We start from the raw sequence: 23,514 nt of genomic DNA on the forward strand, positions 1-23,514 counted from the left end.
AACGCTTAAATCTTAATCACTTTCTCAATCGTTAAATTATCATCGGCTTTAACTTTTAAAATGTACATGCCGCTTTTGAGTTCAGTAGCATCAACGCTTGTTTCTTGCACATAAGACGATTCTATCTTTTTAATTAATTTACCTGAAGTAGTATAAAGAGAAAGCTCCAAGTTATTGATGGAAGTATCAAATGTAATATGAAAGCTATCGTTACTTGGGTTTGGATAAATGTGGTATAAAGAAGTAATAATGTCTTCAACATCTAAAGTAGGGTCGTTATAGGTATTGTGGAAACCTGGGAAAATAGGATCGGCAGTATTACCGGCTAAATCTTCGCCAAACCAATGTATACGATGTGGATGACCATCACCACGATCATGATCGAACCAAGCAGGTTTTACATCTGCAAATTCTCTTACCCAATCAGCACCTTTGCGCTCAAGTTCGGCAATAATAGCATCGGCAGTTGTATTATCCACCACACCAGTCAACTGTTGTTCTGGGTTCACATCTACGTGGTATAATTTCCATTGGCCATTTCCGCCTTTGCGCACAATACGGTATGGGTACGAAATGATAGCAGCATTATGAAAACCGTTTTGAGGACGTAACACATGTAATACTTCTCCAGGACGAGCATCTTCACCTGCAATCATCTTATCCATAAAGTTTACCCCATCAATGGTTTTAGTTGCAGGAACTGTTCCTCCAGCCAAACTCACCAAAGTAGGGTATAAATCCATTGAGCTTATTTGATAAGGATAATGAGCTTGTTCCGTTATTTTATTGGGCCAATGTACAAAGAATGGAACTCTATGTCCACCTTCATCAACACTTCCTTTTAAAGCTGCAAGTGGATAGTTAACTGCGCCTTTACTATAAGTATAACCACCGTTATCACTAAAAAATACGATAACTGTATTATCCATTTCGCCAGTTTCGTTTAGCTTAGCCACTATTCTTCCTATGTTGGTATCCATGTTGGTCACCATGGTAGCGTAGGTAATACGAGCATCTACAAACTTATCAATGAGAGCTTGCTTTTTAACCGGATCGGTTTCTTTAGTCACTGGGGTAGATGCTGTAATGTAAGTACTGTTTCTAATCAAGCTCTCAAAGTTTGGGTTAGCTAATTTAAAAGCGTCAATCTCTTCTTGAGGAGCCTCTAGAGGTGTATGTGGCGCATTGTATGCCAAGTACATCATAAAAGGATCGGCATCGGCAGCTTTCCTGTTGATAAAATCAATGGCTTCATCTGTTAATATATCCGTTAGGTATTCATCCAAAGCAAACTCTTTTCTATCTACGTATTCTCGGTTTCTTTGCAAAGGATCTTGGTATTCGTTTTTTACTGTTCCTTTGGCGGTATTCCATTGATTCGGGTCGTTATATTGGACGGCGTGATTCGCGTTGCTGTTACTCCACTTGTACCAGATATTATCGTATTCACTTTGAAAATACGCCTTGCCACCACCTAAGAACCCAAAAAACTCGTCAAAACCTCTATCCATTGGTTGATATTTTCCTTCTTCAAAACCTAGGTGCCATTTGCCAAATGCAGCGGTATTATAACCTGTTTCATCAATTAAAGTAGAAAAGTAAGTTTCGCTTACAGGTATGCCTTTATCGTCGGTAATATCGTTAGGTAAGTTATATTGAGCACCAATTCTATGCGGATACATTCCTGTCATAATAGCTGCTCTACTGGGGCCACAAAAAGGGTGTGCCACATGCGCATTGCTACAAATTATACTATAATCTGCCAAAGCATCCAGATGCGGTGTAGGAATTACTCCTCTATCTTCGGGATAGCTGGCGTCGCGGTTAAAACCTACATCAGCATAACCTAAATCGTCGGCTAAAATTATTAAAATGTTAGGGCGTGTTCCAGCCGTTTGTGCTGTCGTCAGCGTAATGGCTGACATCAACAATACAATGAATGTGCTTAATTTTAGATTCATAGGAATTGAAATTTCAAGAAATGTTTTCCAAATGTTTTTTACCGCTACAATAATAGCGCATAAGCAAATGGATAATATCCTGAAACTTACCTGGTCAATCCACTATTTTACCCTTTGTTGTTTTGTTAAGTAGGGTGAGGTAGGGATGTTTTATAGTTGAGTTGGGGTATCGAGGGCGGTATTTTTTAGTGATTAATGCAAATCAAGCGTTGAGTGTACGAAAAGAGAAAAATTGCACAATTACGTGTTTCTTCAATTAAAATAATCCGAAAAAGGTTCTTCATTTGTAAAAAATTGCTTGGGTGACATACCTGATAAGGATTTAAAATCATTAATCATATGTGATTGATCGAAATATCCGCACTGATGGGCAATTTCGGTCAGGCTTAAATTTTTGTTTTTTGATTTTATGTGAATGGCATTTTGGAAACGAACGATTTTTTTAAACTGCTTTGGCGAGCTTCCTATTATATCGGAGAAGGTACGTTCAAATTGCTTTCTGCTTAAAAAAGTCTGTTCAGCCAATTCGTTAATCTCCACCAGGCCTTTAGTTTTATTAATTTCGTTAACTACATATCTAATTCTATCGTATTTGTACTCTCTCTCTTTTTGCTGTAGTCGTTTGATTAAGAATTTTTCGGCCACTGCAATTTGACCTTTAAATGTTGGTGCTGCATATAACTCATCTTCTAATTGATTTACTACCTCTTTCATTACATCCTTTAATGGTACGCTTTGGTTAAAAAGCGCCTTAATAGGAAGGTTTAAAAACATTGATAACCCTTGGGGCAGAAAGTAAATGGCAAAAAGAGACAAGCGACCGACTATTTTTAAATCGTGATGTGTTTTGAGCTGACCTGTGATAATTACATTTTCGGTAATTGATTTTTTGTGGTCGCTGGCCTCAGGTCTGTCGTTTAAATAAAAGATGAGTTCAAATAAACCGCTGGGCACAATGCGTTGAATATGTGATTCCCCTGTTACAACATTACTATCTAAACTCCAATACTGCTTAACGTATTGAGAGAGATATGGAGATGGTTTAGAGATGTTGTATTGCATGGCGAATTAAATATGAATTACAAATTTAATGATTTTGATATAACGCGGTATTCGTAAAGCTTAATGCAGCAAGGTAAATGTATTTAACCATGAAAGCTTGCAGATCGATTTTTCGACATCACTAAGCTAGCTTCGGCCCATTAAAAATTAAGAACTAGTGGGTAAGCGGTGGGCTTCTTTGTTTACCTTTCTTCGGCTATAGGAAGAAAGTAAAAGCAAGCAAAGTTTGACTTTTACTTTCTTAAAATAATGTTTTTATGGCAGGCATAACCAAGTGTTGACTTTAAAGGCAAACACTAGGCATTACCATAAAGGCCAACCCGGTTTCCTTCGCTATCTATAAAGATGGCAAAGTAGCCACGACCTTCAGCTTCAATTTTAGTTTTACCTTGAATAATACTGCCACCATGATCACTTATTCGTTGTAATGCTCTGTCCATATCATCTTCAACATTAAAACTGACCAAAGCCCCGTTTTTACTGGGCTTAAAGTTAGGTGCATAAGAAATAGCGCCCTCACCACCAGGAAAGCAAGCCATCTTTTCCTGTTCGCATTCAACAACTTGAAGATCTACCTTTAACACTTTGCTATAAAAACTTACTGCCTGATTAAAGTTTACGCAAGGGATTTCGACCCACGAAATTAGTTTTGTCATTGCATCGTTTATTAAGTGAATAATTAATAATACAAATGTATGGCGAGCTCACTTCCTAAAATTGTAGAATTGCGACATTGTTAAGAATATAGGATAGGAAAGAGCTATTCAATTTGTCATGATGTGGCCTGGTATTTTCCTGTTTATATCTTTACACTTGCACCTTTTTACATGTCCTCAGTTTGTCTTATTCTAAAATAGCTTTTATTAGTTTTTGTAAGTTGGCTACACCTATCATATTAAAGTATGCAATTTTCAATGAGCCACTGCTTCCATGAATACTTCTTAAATCGGTGACTTCATCAATTGTTGTAAAGAGAGGTTTTGGTAAAACTCTGTTGAACTCATATGTTTTGCTACCTAGTAGCGAATAGTTATTGTTGTAAGGCAATGATGAAACATGAGTAAATAAACCTAAAATAAAGTGGAATAATTTATGCTTAGGATATATCTTCCAAGAACAATCTCCCATATTTAGTCCCTTGAAAAGTATAAAAGTATGTTTTGATAGATTAGATTTTGGAGTAGTCCCTCCAGATATACTAGTAATTTGTCGTGATGCATTAACTATTATATCAGCATTTTTGTGCCTGAAATTAAGTTCTAATTCAAGGGTTTGCCCATTTACTAATCCTGTAATCGTTCCATTCATTTTCTGAGCAAACTTTTCCCATTCTTCAGCCAACCTTACATTATGATGGTAGTATATGCTGGTTTCATCTCGTCGTATGGGAACTCTTTCTATCATCTTCTTAAATTATTATAAATAAATACATAGTACAACTATAATTATAGAAATCACGGCTGAAGTATTTTTCAAAACAATGCTATATTCCTTCTTTCTTTTAGTTTCGATGGATGAAATAATAAAATTGCCCATGCTAAAACCAGGAAAAGGCAAAAGGTTTAGAATAACGAGAATTAATAGTCCTTGCACTAAAAGCATGGTAATATGCGAAATAGTGCTACCTCTATGTATTGTGCCAAATCCTCCAATTTGCTGATAGTTTACAGGTGTTGGATTGATTATAAGAAGAGAATGTTGCCATATTGACCCAAAACCATTTATCGCATCAGATAACCCTAATTTTTCTTCAGTAATTTTTACTTGATCACTTTTTATGGGTGAAACGAAATCCTTGCTAGGGTGAGATAGCATTTTTAACTTATCCTTCTGTTTAATAATTATAGTCTGATTTGTTGCATCTTTTACTACTTCAATATTTACATCTCCATCGTGTAAAAGTATACCTGCTACAATGTCGGAAATACGAACGACATTTTTGCCCTCAAGCGTAATTACTTGCATGCCATCTCGAAATCCAATATCCTTCATGGCACTATTAAAGCTTAAACCATAAATGGCATCTTTATTTTGTATGTAAGTGAGTTTTGTAGTTTTGGTAAGAGCGTATATCATTAAAAAAGCGATACAGAAACTAATTAATAGCGGCGTTAATTTTAATATAGGAATGTTCCAACTGAAATTATTTTGCCATTCTTTATATTGACTTTTTAAAACCAATCGTGGCCCTTGAACCAATAAAACATATATAACTATTGCAACATATAACATACCTAATCTTATTTATTAGTCTTTATAGTCTTTTTTCTCTAAGTTAAATAGCTCTACTCCTTTTAAAGGAGGAGTACCTCGACGTAGGAGAGGGGAGGTGGTTTATATTTATTGTTTGAATTATCCTATTGCATTTTTTTACTTTCCTTTTCCAGCGTCATCGAAATGGGTGTTATTTCCATCTCATCAAAATCATCCTCTTCTATTTCCACTTCTGGTAGGTATATCCAATCGTCAATTAAAAAATCATCCTGATCTTTAAAAACAATTCTAAGGTTACCATACCCAGTTTTACTTTCTGGATGATGTAAAAACACATTATAAAAGACTATTTGGGGTCTTTGAAACCGAGTGATATAATAGTCAATTCTTTCTCTATCCTTTTTTAAAGCAGACCTACAGTCCTTCAGTTTTAATTCAAGACTATTTGATCTTGTAAATCTTCAAATGATTCCATATACGTTTCGATTGATGCCAGATCTTATAATATCAGGCTTTAACGGATGACAAAAGGATACTTTAATGGACCTATATTATAGATAATGTATTAGCACATATCTGCGCTTGGTTTCTCGCAATAGTTTATCTTATTCTTTTATAACAAAGGTTTCCCATCCATCATAGTTACCGTTTAACTTTGAGGCTAGTGTTCTTAATTCTCGGGTTATTTTATTAATAGTTTGCGGGTCAACAAAGTCAGTTCTTGAAAATTGCAGACTATATGGTAAATCATAGTCATCAAGTTTCTTTTTTTCTTCAACCTTAAAACCATTGTTGAGCATGCTTTTTTCGTAATTATCTCTGTCTTTCGAACTTGAAAAATATACCCAATGATCCACCTGTCTGGCCTTGCTTAAATCATCGCCTGAAGCTAACAGTTGCTGAATAATTTGCATGTTCGACATATCCTCTCGGATTTCTTCATTAGGATATAAAAATTCTAAATACCCTTCCCACTTGTAATCATGTCTTATATTAATATAATACTTGTATCCTTTATATTTGGTCGTATATAGTGCAGTTAGCTTCTCTCTAATATTAGAAGTATCATTTAGGTATATATAATCGAGTCTTTCGCATTGGTAAGTAAAAGTACCAACTAGGTTGTTTTTACTTAAAGTAGAAGTTAATGCCTGAACATCGTCAGAAATCTGAGATAAATTATTATACTCAGATTTACTAGGGAAACCATCACTGTTACAATCGTTAAATGTAACCCCCGTAATTAAAACAAAGGGTAAATCTTTAATGGGAACATTGTTTATCAATCCCATATTTAAGGTTACGGATCCAGTACCTTTTTCGTACTCCGCCATATACACGTCCCAGTATTCTTTGTTGGCAACTTGTTGTTGTTGTTGTTGTTGTTGTTGCGATTTCGATGAACAACTGTATAATAGTACAGGAATTACAAGTAGTAATAGTTTATGCATAATGGTTTAAGTTTAGTTACTATAATTGCTGCAAGATAAAATAATTTGATATTACATTTATAAGGAAACTGTGTTTTATAAAGAAAACTGCCGCAAGGTTGAAACTTACGGCAAGGAATATCTTTCATTCTTAATTAGTCCTACATTTCATCCCAATCTCCTCCTTCAACTCCTCTTCTTGCTCTAAAATTTCAATATACAATTAATATTATTGTTAATACCCTTAAATGGTAGGCTATCGCACTTATTCCTTTGGTAAAAGCTACTATAATAGTTAATCTATCCATAGTAATAATAAGCCGTGGGCGATTTTAAGTAGGCTTTAATAGTTTTATAAAGACTGAAAATAAATAAGATGCATGTTATATTTTGTATACGTTATATCAATGAGCTGTAACTTACATTTAACCCTTATCAGGGCTCGTTTTTTAATATGTTGCTTGCTGAAGGGTGATGAAGTATTTTGTTTTTACTTTTTGTATTATACAATAATATATCTATATTAGAAGTAGCCTAAACAAAACCCAAAACAATATGAAATGATAATACATCTAAAAACAAAGTAAAAAACCGGTGCTGTTTTTTACTTCATTCAACTATAAAAAACAGAAAGAAATCCCTCTTCGTTAAAACGAAGCGCTCTTAATGTATTGAGACTGTCCGTAACTTTGGAATACTCAATAGCTACCTAAGAAAAATTGAAATCGCATTTTATTAAAACTATGTCAACTCGTAATTACAACTACAAGGATGTAGACATGTTATTGGCATCCAAAACTATTGCACAAGCCCTAAAGGAGCAATTTACTTTTTCTAAAGTAGTGGCTCAAATGGGCGTATCTAAAAAAGCAGCCAAAGAAAATACCGAAGTATAACTACCCGTGAGAAAAACCGCTGGCAGAATGGTAACCAATGGATGGGGAAGGCTGCCGGCGGTTTATTTTTTTCGTAAACCAATGTATTTTATTTAAAAACATGAGTCACATACCTTATTCAACAGGTTTAATACCCTTAATGATAGATGCCGAACAAGTAATAGATAATCATACCATGATGCGATGTTTATATTTTTCGGTACAATTTAAGGATCCGCTTAACGATTGGAATATAGAACTCGACGAAATAAATTACCCTTGTATCATGCTTCATCTCGAAGCCATTATTACAGGCATTAATACTTTTACCTGCGCCAAGGATATTGATGAGATGTACAATAGCATTGAAGGCAATGGCCAGTTAATGTTAGGTATAGATGATGTTTGGGTGCCTAAAAGTTGGTTTGGCATAAGTGCTCCCATTCGTCAAGGAGATATCTATAGGGTGTCGCCAAAAATGTTTTCAATGTGTTGGAGTTTTCGGAATGATAGAATATCCATGTCCAGTTTATTTATGCGAGCCGAAATGGAGCTTGCCAAAAGTGATAGTATGTTTATGGCTTTCTCCGTGCAAGAAACAGCCCTGTTTAAAGAATGGAGCAGCAAGCAAATAGACGAATCCAGAATGATTTATTTGGAGCAGATACAAGAATAAGTAGTTGAGCCAATAACATACTTAGATAAAGATTTGACATGGATAGAAGCTAATTTGACACACATAGATGGCTTTCTGACAAGCTTAGCTGGAAAAAGACACACTTAGCTAGTCATCTGACACAGATAGCTGAAAAAATGAATTAGATTGATATAGCCTTGTAAAAGTCCGTAAACAATCGGTATTGGATAAATGTTAAAGCGAAACACATAAATGCTAAGATGATTAAAAAGAAAACATGGGCTAGGATAAAAAATAAGCTATTGATTGGCGTAGCTATTCTACCTCTGCTGATATCAAGTTGCACGCAGCACCAACATATACAAACCGATTTATATTTTGGTCTGTCCACAAAAACAGACGAGATTACTCCAGACCAATGGAATAGTTTTAAAACGCAAACTTTAGATGAGGCATTAAGTGGCTATACGCAGGTAGATGCTCAGGGCTATTGGCAAAGCGCAAGTGGCGAAAAATATCGCGAAAACTCTAAACTCATTATTTACATTCACGAGGATAGCTCAGCAGAATTCAACAAACTCGATTCCATTATCCATATCTACAAAACACAATTTAATCAGGAGAGTGTACTCGAAGTACATCATAAAATTATCAGAGATTATAGTGAGTAAGAATAAGTAGTGACCGTCATAATACCTATCGTTACATAAAGGAGGGCTTAATAATCTGCCTTTTACCCTTGTGTTTTGCCGCGTTTAAATCACTCTCCTATTGACCTAACATGCCAATATTCACCATATTTTAAATCTTTAGCTATTTGATTTACTGCGTTTTTATGTCACTAATTTTGCACACTTTGTTTCTTTCTTTCCTTTCTTTTTTTCCATCTTCCAAGTTCCTTTTTCCTCCCTTAACTTTAATTAACGAAAAATTTCTCTAATTGATAAAACAATTTCTTTCCTTGTTAGTTCTGTTGATATTACAAAAAAACGCAGACAAATATTAGTGTATATTATCTAGTTATTATGACCGGATAATATTGAGAGAAAAGCTTAGACACATGGAGAACAGTTTTAATTTGCCGAACAACGGAAAGAAAAGGGTCATTATTATTGGAGCAGGATTTGCAGGCTTAAAGCTTGCCCGAAACTTGGCTAAATCAGCCTTTCAGGTAGTGATGATTGACAAAAGGAATTTTCATCAGTTTCAACCCCTCTTTTATCAGGTAGCCACTTCAGGATTGGAACCAAGTAATATTTCATTTCCCATCCGTAAAGTGTTTCACGAACACGCCAACTTACACTTTCGTAACACAGAGTTGTTAGAAGTACGTTCCGATATTAAAACAATTGTTACCAGTGCAGGAGAGCTAACTTACGATAAGTTGGTAATAAGCACTGGGGTGGATACGAATTACTTTGGTAATAAAAATATTGAGGAGAATAGTATCTCAATGAAATCTACCGCCCAGGCTATCAATCTTCGTAATCGAATTTTAGAAAGCTTTGAAGCAGCCATCTTAACCGATGACAGAAAAGAGCAAGCCAAGCAGCTTTCTATGGTAATTGTTGGAGGAGGTCCGACAGGCGTGGAGCTTTCGGGTGCCATTGCCGAATTAAAAAGCTATGTATTACCCAAAGATTATCCAGAGTTGGATTTCAGTAGAATGAAAATTCGCCTATACGAGGCTGCACCCAAACTGCTGAGTGTAATGAGCGATAAAGCCAGTGAGGATGCCTATAAATTTTTAACTAAGCTAGGTGTTGAAGTTCATCTAAATACCAAGATATTAGATTACGATGGAGAAGATATGACGCTGGAAGATGGTTCTGTATATAAGGTGCAAAACCTAGTGTGGACTGCAGGGGTAGGAGGCAAGCGCATCAATGGTATTGATGATTCTTGTTATGTGCGAGGTAATCGTTTAGCTGTGGATAGAACCAACCAAATTAAAGGACAGGATGATATTTATGCAGTGGGTGATATTTCGTATATGGAGACTGAGAAATTTGAACGTGGTCATCCGCAGGTAGCACAGGTGGCTATTCAGCAGGCCGTACACCTATCTAAAAATCTTATAAAAGAGACTGAAATACCATTCGAATATAAAGACAAAGGATCTATGGCCACCATTGGTCGTAATATGGCGGTTGTTGATCTACCTTCCTTTAGTTTCTCGGGTGTTATAGCTTGGTTTATGTGGCTGTTGGTTCACCTAATGGCCATTGTAGGTGTTAAAAACCGTTTGTTTATTCTTATCAATTGGGCCTCAGGTTACTTCTCTCGCGACCAATCTTTAAGAGTATTAATCAGACCATTTAAAAAACAGTAGGTATTAATTTTATAGTCGAATTAAGGATAAAAAGAAAGGCAGAAGTGATTTCACTTCTGCCTTTAATAGCTCATTAAGCCTATATTATTTAGATACTTTTCAACCTTTATAAGCTTATTTTATCTTCGCTAATTCTATACGGATTTTATCCCAACGTTCCTTATTCATTTTAGGTCCAACCACTTCAATTACGTTACCCGATAGCAAGGCACCTATTTCACCACATTTATTTAATGGCATAAAGTTTACAAGTCCGTAAATAAAACCAGCCGCATATAAATCGCCAGCTCCCGTAGTATCAATACTATCGGCCTCAATAATACCCACTTCAAAGGTTTCGCCTAAGTGCTTAATAAGCGACCCCTCTTTACCTAGTTTAAGCACGGCAATATTACAGTCCTCAGCCATTTGGTCAACAGCGGCCTGGCCTTCTTTATTGGTAAACGCTTTAGCTTCCTCTTCGTTGGCAAAAAGAATATCTACATACTTAGCCACCATGTCCTTTAAAAAGGCCAAATTATCCTCTACCACATTAAAACTAGCCAAGTCTAAAGAAACAATTAGTTTAGCCTCTTTAGCACACTGTAAAGCCTTTTCAATAAGTGGTTGATTGTATACCAAATACCCTTCAATATGAAAGTGAGAATACCCTTTAAATAACTCCTCTGTTACTTCATCGGCATTAAGTTCTACAGCAGCACCAAGGTAGGTGGCAAAAGTTCTTTCAGAATCAGGACTAATTAAAGCAACAGCCTTACCAGAATCATTATCACTTTCTAAAAGCTTAGGCTCAATGTTGTTTTCGCTCATATCCTTTTTAAAGAATGCACCCAACTCGTCTTTACCAACTTTTCCAAAGAATCCGGTATCAACACCTAAACAAGATAAACCATGAATGGTGTTAGCAGCGGAACCTCCCGAAGCTTGTTCTTTGGTATAATCAGCTATTTCTTCCAGAACTTTCGAAGACGTCTCTGCATCTACCAATTGCATGCTTCCTTTCGGTAAATTTAGTTTTCCCAGTAAATCATCGCTTTTCATCCTTGCTAAAATATCAACAAGTGCATTTCCCATTCCCAGAACTTTACTCATAATCAGCTATCTAATATTGATTCGTTATTTTTTTGTAATTTTTTTCACAAAGATATTGCATACTTTCAAAAATCCTATTACTTTTGCTCCGCATTTGAAAAAAACGGTACGTCAAACGAGGCTACTATTCAAGTGTAGAAGATTTCTCTTTAACCGAAGAGAAACTGATTATATTGAAACATGTATATTAGAATATACTCCTCCTTAGCTCAGCTGGTTAGAGCATCTGACTGTTAATCAGAGGGTCTCAGGTTCGAGTCCTGAAGGAGGAGCTATAACAAACATATATATTACTACTTTACTTAGGTAAAGTACTCATTCCTCCTTAGCTCAGCTGGTTAGAGCATCTGACTGTTAATCAGAGGGTCTCAGGTTCGAGTCCTGAAGGAGGAGCGTTAAAAGCCATTCGATTTATTTCGGATGGCTTTTTTTGTTCTTTGATGTTTAGCCCTCCTATTATTTTCAACTTAAAATTCGTAAATTAAAGGCCTGTAGTGGGTCTTTATTATTTAAGATGTAACCTTAAGTAAATATTGCCGTTACGGAGATAAATACGGTCACTTGGTTGATAAATAGTAAAATCCCTGACATTGAAAAAACTGTTACTTGGACTTTTAATATGTTGCTTGTATTTACCCTATACAGAATCGCAACAGTTTAACTTTACTAATTTTGGAGAATACGAAGGTTTAACAAACCCTTTGGTACAATGCATTGTGCAAGATTCGACAGGATATATGTGGATAGGAACCAACCATGGTTTATATTGGTATGATGGTCAGTACTTCGATGTATTTAATTACGACGCCTCCGACTCCACCTCCATTGCTGAGGATAATATCACAGCCCTATATGTCGATCCCAATAAAAAGATTCTATGGGTGGGTACAGACTTCGGTAGCATTAGCCAATTTAACACCTCCTCCTTTAAGTCTACCAATTATCAACGAAGGAACGACGAAGAACATCATCAAGGTATGTCAGCCGTGCACTGCCTACTACGGTACAAAAACTATATATTTATTGGAACTCGAAACAAAGGCTTGCAGGTTCTCAATCTAAACACCAATGAATATACCGATGTCCTGATGAAAGGATCTTCAAACTATGCTGTTGAAGACATAAAAAAAGTTGGTTCAAAAATACTACTAGCGACCTCTAAAGGCATGTATCAATGCGATATATCCGTTATTAATGATTCAAAAATTGAAGAGCTAGAATTACGCCATTATGTAAGCACAGATAAAGTTATCTCATTCTCTGCAATTAGCGACACTTCCATTTTATATTGTACAAACAGGCGAATAACACTTTTTGATTCATCCAAAAATAGCAAACAAGTAATTGTAGATGATCAGTTTAAGCCCGCTATAATTAGATCTCATTTGGTTGATGCCCATCAAAATATTTGGGTAGGCACCAATGGCAAAGGCATTTATATACTTAATCTCAAAGGCGAGATATTAAAACACTTTATTGGAGAAGGAAATAAAAAATCACTGGTTAACAATTCGGTTAGCTCATTATGTGGATCCAAAAATCAACCTTTAATTTGGGCTGGTACCAAAGATGGCTTGTCCATGATTGATTATTCTACATCCCATTTTAAGCATTTTTCTGCAGAAACAGGTAAAGACAATAGCACAGATAATCTCTTCTTTTTATTAAAACATTCCAATAATACATACTGGTATTGGTCGCACAGAGGTTTGTTTTATTCAAAAACAGGAAAAAATTTTAAGTTATTTGAAAAGCTTCCTAAAAACTATGGAAACATATGGGCTGGTATCGAAAACAAAGAGAAACAGATTTTACTATGCAGTAATAAAGGATTAATTAAAATCAATCCTCAAAATCATGAGATTAAAACAACTAGCTTTAGAGATGATAACTTCTCTGATAAAAACTACGATTTTATAACAGGCATAACTCAGCATAATAGTGACTTATGGTTTGCAACAGGAGCAGGTATCATTTGTTATAACGAAACTACAAAAGAGAGAAAAGTATTTCCTTTTCCTGAGAATTATAAAACCAATGGAAGAATTCGCACCTCATGTATTGAATTTGATAAAAAAGGAGGCATTTGGATTGGCGATAGAAATGGCTATTTAATATCATTAAACCCCAAAAGTGGGGCGTTTAATAGATACTCTACTACAGTAAAAGTAGCTGTAGGCAATGTTCTAAGACACAACCTAGTTATTGATATTTATCCACATAGCAATGATGAACTTTGGTTAGGAACCTATGGTGCAGGTTTACTTAAGTTCAATCTTCAGTCTAAAAAAATATCCGCAGTATCTTCCAATGAAAACCTTAATTCAAATGTGTACAAAATCATAAAAGACAATGAAGGTTATTACTGGATGAACACCAATAATAAGATAGTACGTTACGATGCTGATAAAAACAGAGCCTTAATATACGGAAGATTGGATGGTACGTTCTGTCGAGAATTTAATGATGGAGCTTCGTTTTGTAGTAATAATGGCCATGTTTTACTGGGTGGTTTTGGTGGATTTATTGAGTTTAATGTCAATCATTTTAATTACAATAAAACTAAGCCATTTACCGATATAAATTCTTTCTATGTCGATAACGAAAGTGGATCGAGTAATCCAGATGAACAGTATAAACTTGAATATATTCCTGGAGATACCCTCCAACTAAATACAAGTCAAAAACAAATTTCATTTTATTGTTCAGCGCTAAATTATATTAGTCCTGAGAAGAATATGGTTGCATGGAAACTGGATGGTCTTGAAGAAAAATGGGACACTCTTTATGCTTACGATTATAAATTTTTCAGTGAGTTGCCTGCTGGTAAATATACACTTAAAGCCAAAGCTTGTAACAATGACCAGGTATGGAGCAACAGAGAGGATAAATTATTTATAGTAGTCAAACCCACTTTTAGAGACAGTATTGTCTTTAAACTGCTGCTTATTTTTATCCCATTATTAGTTCTTTATTTAATCTTTTTAGCAAGAACCCGATATTTAATTAGACACAAACAACAACTCGAACAAAGTGTTTCTGAAAGAACACAACAACTTCAGGAAGTCAATGCCGAATTAGAAGAAAGTCGTGAGGAAGTTATTGTACAAAAATCGGAGCTTGAAAGACACAAACTTTACCTAGAAGACCTAGTTTGGGACAGAACAGTGGACTTAGAAAAAGCCAAGGAAAAGGCAGAATCCTCTGATCGATTAAAATCAGCTTTTTTGGCAAACCTATCCCATGAAATACGCACACCGATGAATTCTATTGTTGGTTTTTCAACATTACTGGTCAGCGATGAGTTCAGTGCTAAAGAGCGAGCCGAATTCGCATCTATGGTGCAAAAAAGTAGTGATAGCCTATTGGTACTCATTGATGATATTATTGATATATCACGTATTGAAGCAGGTGAAATACAACTTACGCTTCATGATTTTTGCATTTCAGATTTATGTCAAACTGCGTTTAAAACACTTTCGTTTAAAACAACTAATAAAGCCGTAAACTATAAAATTGATACCGGTTCTGTGGATGGGGATTGCCTGATACATTCAGATCCTGAACGATTAAAACAGATTTTTATTAACCTACTAAATAATGCCATAAAGTTTACTGAAAAAGGACATGTAATATTAAAGGTGCTTTCGCAAGAGGATGCTCATATGCACTTGGAAGGCAGACCAACAGAGGATTCAATATTGCCAAATGAATACTACTTATTTATCGTTGAAGACACAGGAATTGGAATTGACAAAAAACATCACGAACACATTTTCTCCCCATTTCAAAAAATACAAGAAGGCAAAGAATTTCACGAAGGCATTGGCCTTGGGTTAAGTATTGTAAAGCAACTTATTGGAATTTTAGGCGGTAAAATATGGATTGAATCAGAACCTGGCAAAGGTACTCAATTTTTCTTCTACTTGCCTAAAGAATTAAAGTCTGATAGTTAACTCCTCTGTCACACTTTCAATATTTTCTTGTTATACTTGTAAATAACAAAGAAATCTCAATCTGATAAAGAAATGTTTGAATGACAAGATGTTTTCTTCTCATATTAATCCTTTTCAGCACCTTTTCAGGCTTCTCGCAAGAAGTTGCTTTTAAAAGCATTTCTGCTAAAGACGGCCTATCACAAAACGATGTCAACTGCATATTACAAGACAGCCAAGGTTTTATGTGGCTAGGCACTTACGATGGACTCAATAGGTATGATGGTTACGATTTTAAATCGTACCATTTAAGTACCGAAAAGGGTGCGGCCCTAAACAGCAATTTGATACAATGCATTGCCGAAGATAAATTTAAAAACATTTGGGTGGGCACTTCGGATAGAGGTTTAAACATCATACGTTACAAAAGCGAAAATATAGAAAACATTACCATTAACGAGGATTCCATTAACCTTATTGAAAAAGAAAAAATTATTGGAATCGACTTTTTCGATGATAAAGCCATCATCTTTACTAAGGAATGCATCTTTCTTTTACGGATTTCAGAATCAGGTTTTGAACCTATTAAAATAGGAGATAATTACCGTATAGACACAAATGCTTTTGCCATCAATTGTTTTCAAAAGATATCTAACAGTGAATACCTCATGGGTACTTCAAATAGCCTAACACATATTAAACTCAACCTCCTAGAAAACAAAGTGGAATTTAGTGAAGTTAAAAAATGGCTGAATGTAAGTGATATAAAACCCTTTAAAGAAGGATATCTGATTTCTTGTTTGGGTAAATTGTTTTACCTAAACAAAAAGTTTAAATTAAGAAGAATAGCTTTTACTCAATACTCTTTTTTGTTAGTTGAGGACGATACACATATTTGGGGAGCTAGCAAAAACGGCCTTCATTATGTAGAGCTGGACGAAAATTCCCTTGAATTTAAAAAAGTAACCACTTATACCAAAGAAAACACCAACGATCAGCTCGCCAGTAATATTATAAAGTGCATATTTAAAGATAAAATGGGAATGCTTTGGCTAGGCTCTGCTAACAGTGGAGTTATAAAGCTAAGTCATCAACTCAATAAATTTAAACTCTATAAAAAGCAACTGACCAGCAACAACCTTAAGAGCAATCATATCAAATGTTTCTTTGAGGATTCAAAAAACAACCTATGGATGGGAACAGATGGTGGCGGCATCAGTTATTTCTCCTCCAACATAACAGATTATAACAAAATCCCTCTTGAAATAGCCGATGATAAAAAAACTATAAACAACATCAATTGTTTTCATGAGTTTGAGATGGGCGATAGTATTTACATTATTGCTAGTACTGCTTACCCAATAAATGTACAAACATACACACTCAATGGCCAAAGGGTATACCTTAAAAATTTGGAAAAGGTATTCGGCAAAATTACCCATCCTATTCATACTATTGATTCAGATGAGCAATATCTATGGCTAGGCACCAGCGAAGGAGGCCTTATCAGATATGATTATATGCATGATGTTTTTAAGCGCTTTCTAACCAAGCAAATTCCTACACTGGCCAGTAACCTAATTCGAAGCATTTGTGTTGATTCAAAAAAAAGAGTTTGGATTGGAACCAATAGGGGTTTGAATATGCTTAGCCCTGAACAACGCCATAAAGCACTTCCTAAGTTTAAGCTATATACGCATAGTCAAAAGGATAGTACAAGTTTGAGTTACGATTATATATTACCCATTCTTGAAACGAAAAACAAAGAAATTTGGATAGGAACGCTTGGTGGAGGTCTTAATAAATACCAAGAAGAGAGTGATTCGTTTTTACATTGGACCACCAAAGATGGCCTGCCCAACAACAACATTAAAAGTATAGTTGAGGACAAAGCTCATCAAATATGGGTATCTACCAATAAAGGCATCAGCTCTTTAAATCCTTCTACTCAAAAAATATCCAACTATAGCACGTCTGATGGTTTGCAGGATAACGAGTTCAGAGAATTGGCTGCTACCAGAAGAAAATCGGGAGAATTACTATTTGGAGGAAACAATGGATTTAATTCTTTTTATCCTGAGCAACTAAAAACCGATACAACAATCTCTGAGGTAGTCTTTACGCAAATGATATTAGCGGGTTCGCCGAATTATGAGGATGTTGTATTAAATCGAGCACAACTATTAAATTACCAAAACTTAGATGAAGCCATTACTAGGTCGTACCAACAAAATAGTTTTACCGCGTACTTTTCGGCACTGCATTATCAGGCTCCTGAAAAAATACAATATAAATATCGATTGACGGGATTCGAGGAAAAATGGACTCAAATAAATGCACAGTCGCGCTTTGCTAAATATACGAATCTGCATCCAGGCGAGTATACCTTAGAGGTGATAGCCAGTAACAGGGATGGCATTTGGCCTCAAAAACCCTTAGCGTTAAAAATAAAAATCAATAAACCCTGGTATAAAACGTCACTTGCTTTTTTCGCTTATTCCTTGTTGATTCTTACTTTAGTGTATTTCTCAAAGCGCTATTCGTTAATCCGAAACAAAATGAAGCAGGAGCTTTTGATGGAGCGTTTTGAAAAGCAAAAAGAAAAAGAATTGACTCAGGTAAAACTCCGTTTTTTTACAAATATATCACACGAATTAAGAACACCGCTTACCATTATTAAGGGGTACTTCGATCATGTTATTCCGCAATGGGACACTTTGCCCAAAGATAAAGTTAATAGTGACTTTGCTGTTATTGGTAGAAATGTAGACAACTTACTTCGATTACTCGGGCAAATTCTGGATTTTAGAAAGTTGGAACAGCACAAAATGAAACTCTTACCAAAGCAAGGTGATATTATTGTATTTACCGAAACCATCACAACTTCATTTCAACTATTAGCAGATAACAAAAAAATAAATCTTCAATTTACACATGAGTCAGATTCGGTATTGCTCTGGTTTGATGCGGATAAGATGGGGAAAATCATCAGTAACCTCCTATCTAATGCCATTAAATACACCGATGAGGGAGGCCAAGTAAATATTTCTATTAGCGAACTTCAAGAAGAAGTGAAAATTGAAGTAAGTGATAATGGTATAGGTATTCCCGAAGAGGATAAAAAGAGCATATTTAAACGCTTTTATCAAGTCGATGATATTACTTCTAACACCATCCAAAGTACGGGGATAGGCTTAAGCTTATGCAAAGGCTTGGTCAGTCTGCACAAAGGTAGCATAGAAGTCAATAGTAAAGTTGGAGAAGGGTCGAGCTTTGTTTTGCACTTTAAAAAAGGGAATGCACACTTTGTTAACGATAAACCCAACGAGATAATTACTGAAACGATTGAAGAAAATGTTGATGGAGATGAAGATATAGATAATAACTGTTCACCCATAAAGCTAGAAGATAAATCGAGTATAGATTGCAAAGAAAAATTAATTTTAATAGTTGAAGATAATAAAGACCTTCGTACTTTTTTAGAAGAAAAATTGAGTGCTTTTTTTAAAGTAGAAGCTGCTGCCAATGGAAAAGAAGGCCTATTAAAATGCGAAGAACTCTTGCCCGATTTGGTGATTAGCGACATTATGATGCCAATGATGGATGGTTACGAACTTTGCCACTCTATTAAAAACAGCGAAAGTATTAGTCACACTCCTGTGGTTTTACTAACAGCAAAAAGCAATTCAGCATCCAAATTACAAGGTCTTCAACTGGGAGCTGATGCCTATATTAAAAAACCTTTTGAGTTAGATATACTGGTAGCTCAATGTGTAGCTATATTAAAAACCAGAGAAAAAATATGGAAACACATTGGTGAAAACCCATTCTTTAAAACCTCTGAAGTAACTTTTACCACACGCGATGAAGATTTCCTGAATAAGATAACCTCACTAATTGAAGCTAATATGTCGAATGCGGGTTTTACTGTTGAGCAATTGGCTGCTTTATATGAAATCTCTCAAGACAATCTCAATAAAAAAATAAAAGCCCTTACGGGAAAAACATGCGTGCAATTTATTCGTTTGGTGCGTTTACGAAAAGCAGCTTTATTATTAAAGAGTCCACACAACAGAGTATCTGATGTTACTTACGAAGTGGGTTATTCCGACCTTCAGCATTTTCGTGAGCACTTTAAAAAAGAGTTTTCACTATCACCTTCTGCTTACAAAAAACAACATAATAATTAAGCATCTTTTTTTGATACCTAAGCATTGCATCCAAATCCAATGTAAGGCAAGCGATATCATTAAGTTATCTTAGAACCCACAATGTTTAATTTTCATAAGACATAATTAAAGTATTAAATACCATTTAAAAACCCTCCTGTAAATTACCGCTCTAAATAACGATAAAACATCCCCTATAGTCTAACTGCTGCATATCAATGTATTACAAAATAACCCTTGGTGTTTACAGGAATTTACCGTTGGTTAGTTCTCTTGGTAAAAAATACATTTGGCTCTCAGAGTTCTTGAAACTAACTCAAGGTTGATGTATCTCATCTGCATTCCGACAAGCAGATTATTTTAAAGGTAAGCAGACCTATACGTTTCATTACTCACCCTTAAAAATCCATTTACTAAAACAACAGAAAAAATGAAGAAGACTTTACTACTCATGTTATGTATGGCAATCATGACCCAGGTGTTTGCTGGCGGCACAAATACCTGGCAAGGAATAGGACGAATTGCCTTAAGCTCGGATGGAAATGAGCATGATCACGATGATATTAATGCCACCAAAATGGCATTGATGATTTTGGCCAAAGCTGGCTTACAAGATAAAGTAGTGCTTTATACTTATGCCGATCATATTTGGGGCAGTAACCAAACTACTTCCGACCAATTGGACAGAATGCATACTGTTGCGCTTGGAGGACAACAAAAATTTGGATTTCAGGACGCCACTTTTATGGCAGCAGTGGAAGATCCAGCTGCAGCTTATGCTGCCATGGCAGCCGAAATTGCCAAATCTACAGCAACCGATCCATTATTTATTATTGGAGCTGGACCTATGCATGTAATTGGTGAAGGCTTACGCATTGCTAACGGAACAAATCCTGATGCTCTAAATTATGTAACCGTCATCTCTCACTCGGACTGGAACAATAATCATGGCCAATCGCACAAAGATCCTGAAACTACCGATCATGATGGTTGGACATGGAACATGATGAATACTTCATTTGGTAGCAAGGTGAATTTTAAAAGAATAAGCGACCAAAACGGAACGCCTCCTAACGTATATTCTTCAAACGATAAGTTTAAAGCATCCACTATGGCCGATTGGAATTGGATGAATACACACCAGGATCCTAATGTAAATTGGGTATACCAAAACCATACAGGCAAAGGCGCCAACTCCGCCGCTGATTATTCCGATGCTGGAATGTCTTTTTATTTAGTAACAGGTGACGAAATGGGGAATCCAGTGAAACTAAAGGACTACATTGGCCCAGATGTTATCCCGGTTGTTATCGATCCAACCAAACCCATGAGTGTTAGTTTAAACGAAACATCATACCATATTGAAGAAATTGATGGGACTTTTCAACTTACTGCTACGGTTCTGCCAGAAACAGCGATTAACAAAAATGTAACGTGGAGTTCTAGCAATAGCACAGTAGCAACAGTAAGTAACACTGGTTTGGTGACGGGCAAAAAGCTTGGTTATGCAACTATTACAGCCACTACTGTTGAAGGAAACAAAACAGCAAGAGCCGAATTTCAGATTGGCGTTGTTGAAGCAGCAGATTATTATGCTGGAGAAGACTATGTTTGTTTTGAAGCTGAATCAACCAACTCACCGCTACAAAAATGGGTACTAAGAACGCCTGAATGGTCGCAATACGTATTACCTATTAAGGATGCCGCATCGCCAAATCCTATAAACAACACCTACCTTGAGTATACTGGCGGTACCGAAGATGGCAATGGATCGGGACAAGACATTTTGGTGTATAAGTTTACGCCCAGATCTACTGGTATATACTACTTAACGGGTCGAATGGCTCAGAATTTACAAGGAGCCAAATGGGATAAATGCAACGATATTTATGTGAAAATGGCTGGTGATTTTGATGCTGTAACAGGTGGAGCGACTAAAGATGAGCTAACAACATGGTGTAAGTTTTATGGTAGAGGACACGATGGAGGCACCCCATTAAAAGGCGATTGGGGACAGTTTGTAAAAGGAGAGCCGCATCATGGCTCGCCAAAGAAAACCATGAAATATGCACTTAAAGCTGGTGTTGAATATACATTCTCAGTAAGCGGTAGAGCGCAACGCACTTGTGTAGATTACTATCTATTTTACAAAGAAGGCGCAGCTGTTACGGTTGGCGAGAGAAAAGACTTGGCAACTAATTCTCCTATATACATGAGGCCAGGTGGTGTTCCTGTAGAGATTTGTGCTGCCATTAATGCGCACGATTTTGATGTGACTTCTGTTAGTGGTTACGATCCTGCTGCTAAGGGAACTATTCCTAATAGTCCTGCCGATGGTATTAACAAAGGCGAACAAGTGATTGGTTGTGGCGGTACTAATGGTATAAATCAAGATATTGCGGCTGAAGAGCCTTACACGGGAACCGATGGAGATGTTACATTTACAGTTAAAGCGGTTGGCGAACCCGATGGAGAATGTACTTATGCTGTTTTTATTAACGGAACAAAAGTGGGAGAAAAGCAGGCCTCAAGAATTCATGGTACAGCTACAGCTCCTTATACATACGAAGATTTAGTGATCAACGATGAGCCTGTAGCTATTCAGAATGGGGATATCATCAGAGTAACTTCAAATCAGGTTTCTAATAATTTAGTTCCTGAAGGAGATGGTTTTGCTACTGCCCGCGGACGTTGGGTAAGCCTAAATATTTGTTCGGCCAATGCAAACCCTAACCCCGATAATGGCGGTGAAGAGCCAGAACCTGTAGAAGAACCTGTAATCATTAGCCATAATGCACCCACTATAGTTGACCCATCGGCCACAGAAATGACCATTCAGGTAATTTATACCAGTGCTACAGCAGTTGACTTTGTAACAACCATTCATAAAATAGTTGGAGCGGGAAACGAAACCAATGGTTTTAAACGTATAAACGGTATTCAACCTGCTACTAACGGAACGATTAATATTACCGTACCTATTAATCCGGGATTAGATGTGGCTGAAAGTTATAGATGGGTCATTTATTTTTTGCCTCCAGGTGGAAACTGGCAAAATCAGTATGACCCAATCAAGCTTCCTTTTTCCGTATCTGAAACAACCGATATAAACAGCGTTTCAAGTAATACTAAGGTATATCCAACCGTTTTTACGAACCACATTAACATTAAAAGCGATAGCGAAATTGCAAGCGTACAGCTGTTCAGTATCAGTGGTGCCAGCATCACAAAAAAAATGGTTAATCAGCAAAGTGATATCCTTGAAACCAGTCATGTACAAGCAGGCCTATATTTGCTAAATCTTAAAATGAAATCTGGTGAAATAATTGTACAAAAGGTGATTAAGAAATAATTCCTCGGCTTTTGCTTTTTTTAGGGCAATAATTACATAAACGGGAAATAGTAACTTAACCTAAGAATGAGTAAATCCCAAACGAATAGGATGTCAGTATTGGCATCCTATTTTTTATAGTTTAAAGTATTGGTGTTGAGTAAAAAGCTGTAAATTAACCAACTCTTTTTAAAGAAAGGGAAGGATTCAGTCAGGAACTAGATGAATAACTATATGGTAAATAGCCATAATGGTTAATTTCTAATCTCAGAATAGAACTCAAATAATTACCAGTTATACTCAAGCTATAGAATCAATACGCTGTACCGTCAACTCCTCATCACCAAGAAGGTCATCTTATGATAGATATTAACAACGACACCCTCTAAAGGCTTATTGGTAACTATCAACCACCGCATGACAAAGAGAATCGTCTTTTTTTTGTGATGCCTGGTATATATATGAAGACATTTATT

The 23,514-nt window shown here is 36.0% G+C and carries 15 protein-coding genes and 2 tRNA genes; 9 read left to right on the forward strand and 8 right to left on the reverse strand.

All coding sequences use genetic code 11. The features are described from left to right. Positions 1 to 5: 5 nt before the first annotated feature. The 7 genes from A8L32_RS20215 to A8L32_RS20245 form a co-directional block, all read right to left on the reverse strand. Complete coding sequence (locus A8L32_RS20215) at positions 6 to 1,961, reverse strand: sulfatase-like hydrolase/transferase (RefSeq protein WP_083631430.1); 1,956 nt, start codon at positions 1,959 to 1,961, stop codon at positions 6 to 8. Between the two features lie 252 nt (positions 1,962 to 2,213). Next, positions 2,214 to 3,023 carry an AraC family transcriptional regulator gene (locus A8L32_RS20220; RefSeq protein WP_066632919.1) on the reverse strand — a complete coding sequence of 270 codons (810 nt, stop codon included), beginning with the start codon at positions 3,021 to 3,023 and terminating at the stop codon, positions 2,214 to 2,216. A gap of 296 nt (positions 3,024 to 3,319) precedes the next feature. Next, entirely contained in the window at positions 3,320 to 3,679 is a 360-nt protein-coding gene (locus A8L32_RS20225) for a VOC family protein (RefSeq protein ID WP_066632920.1), read from the reverse strand. A 187-nt stretch (positions 3,680 to 3,866) separates the two neighbouring features. After that, a complete protein-coding gene (locus A8L32_RS20230; protein ID WP_066632922.1) occupies positions 3,867 to 4,427 on the reverse strand; it encodes a hypothetical protein in 561 nt (186 codons plus the stop codon). A gap of 12 nt (positions 4,428 to 4,439) precedes the next feature. Then, on the reverse strand, positions 4,440 to 5,255 hold the full coding sequence (locus A8L32_RS20235) for a hypothetical protein (protein WP_066632924.1): 816 nt from the start codon (positions 5,253 to 5,255) through the stop codon (positions 4,440 to 4,442). Positions 5,256 to 5,380: 125 nt separating this feature from the next. Continuing rightward, positions 5,381 to 5,572 carry a hypothetical protein gene (locus A8L32_RS20240; RefSeq protein WP_066632926.1) on the reverse strand — a complete coding sequence of 64 codons (192 nt, stop codon included), beginning with the start codon at positions 5,570 to 5,572 and terminating at the stop codon, positions 5,381 to 5,383. Positions 5,573 to 5,842: 270 nt separating this feature from the next. Further along, positions 5,843 to 6,688 (reverse strand): DUF695 domain-containing protein, encoded by an 846-nt coding sequence (locus A8L32_RS20245; RefSeq protein ID WP_066632928.1) that lies wholly within the window; start codon positions 6,686 to 6,688, stop codon positions 5,843 to 5,845. Positions 6,689 to 7,410: 722 nt separating this feature from the next. Here A8L32_RS20245 and A8L32_RS23565 point away from each other — a divergent pair. The 4 genes from A8L32_RS23565 to A8L32_RS20260 all read left to right on the forward strand — a co-directional run bounded on the left by A8L32_RS23565 (position 7,411) and on the right by A8L32_RS20260 (position 10,511). Beyond that, positions 7,411 to 7,563, forward strand: a complete 153-nt coding sequence (locus A8L32_RS23565) for a hypothetical protein (protein WP_158027269.1) — start codon at positions 7,411 to 7,413, stop codon at positions 7,561 to 7,563. A gap of 100 nt (positions 7,564 to 7,663) precedes the next feature. Next, positions 7,664 to 8,218: a hypothetical protein gene (locus A8L32_RS20250; protein WP_066632930.1), complete on the forward strand. Its 555-nt coding sequence runs from the start codon at positions 7,664 to 7,666 to the stop codon at positions 8,216 to 8,218. Positions 8,219 to 8,439: 221 nt separating this feature from the next. Then, complete coding sequence (locus A8L32_RS20255; RefSeq protein ID WP_066632932.1) at positions 8,440 to 8,850, forward strand: DUF3574 domain-containing protein; 411 nt, start codon at positions 8,440 to 8,442, stop codon at positions 8,848 to 8,850. A gap of 389 nt (positions 8,851 to 9,239) precedes the next feature. Beyond that, positions 9,240 to 10,511, forward strand: a complete 1,272-nt coding sequence (locus A8L32_RS20260) for an NAD(P)/FAD-dependent oxidoreductase (protein WP_066632935.1) — start codon at positions 9,240 to 9,242, stop codon at positions 10,509 to 10,511. Positions 10,512 to 10,625: 114 nt separating this feature from the next. On the opposite strand, the gene A8L32_RS20265 is transcribed toward A8L32_RS20260, so the two are convergent. Beyond that, positions 10,626 to 11,603, reverse strand: coding sequence for an adenosine kinase (locus A8L32_RS20265; protein ID WP_066632938.1), 978 nt, complete (start codon positions 11,601 to 11,603; stop codon positions 10,626 to 10,628). 198 nt (positions 11,604 to 11,801) lie between these two features. Between A8L32_RS20265 and A8L32_RS20270 the strand changes: the two genes are divergently transcribed. The 5 genes from A8L32_RS20270 to A8L32_RS20290 all read left to right on the forward strand — a co-directional run bounded on the left by A8L32_RS20270 (position 11,802) and on the right by A8L32_RS20290 (position 23,059). Continuing rightward, a tRNA-Asn gene (locus A8L32_RS20270) sits at positions 11,802 to 11,875 on the forward strand. A gap of 47 nt (positions 11,876 to 11,922) precedes the next feature. Beyond that, a tRNA-Asn gene (locus A8L32_RS20275) sits at positions 11,923 to 11,996 on the forward strand. Between the two features lie 197 nt (positions 11,997 to 12,193). Then, positions 12,194 to 15,559, forward strand: coding sequence for a sensor histidine kinase (locus tag A8L32_RS20280; protein ID WP_083631431.1), 3,366 nt, complete (start codon positions 12,194 to 12,196; stop codon positions 15,557 to 15,559). A gap of 80 nt (positions 15,560 to 15,639) precedes the next feature. Continuing rightward, entirely contained in the window at positions 15,640 to 19,728 is a 4,089-nt protein-coding gene (locus tag A8L32_RS20285; protein ID WP_071797489.1) for a hybrid sensor histidine kinase/response regulator transcription factor, read from the forward strand. A 409-nt stretch (positions 19,729 to 20,137) separates the two neighbouring features. Then, positions 20,138 to 23,059 (forward strand): Ig-like domain-containing protein, encoded by a 2,922-nt coding sequence (locus tag A8L32_RS20290; RefSeq protein ID WP_143525180.1) that lies wholly within the window; start codon positions 20,138 to 20,140, stop codon positions 23,057 to 23,059. Positions 23,060 to 23,514 lie beyond the last annotated feature (455 nt).

The sequence above is a fragment of the Labilibacter marinus genome (assembly GCF_001659685.2).
Taxonomy (GTDB): Bacteria; Bacteroidota; Bacteroidia; order Bacteroidales; family Marinilabiliaceae; genus Saccharicrinis; species Saccharicrinis marinus.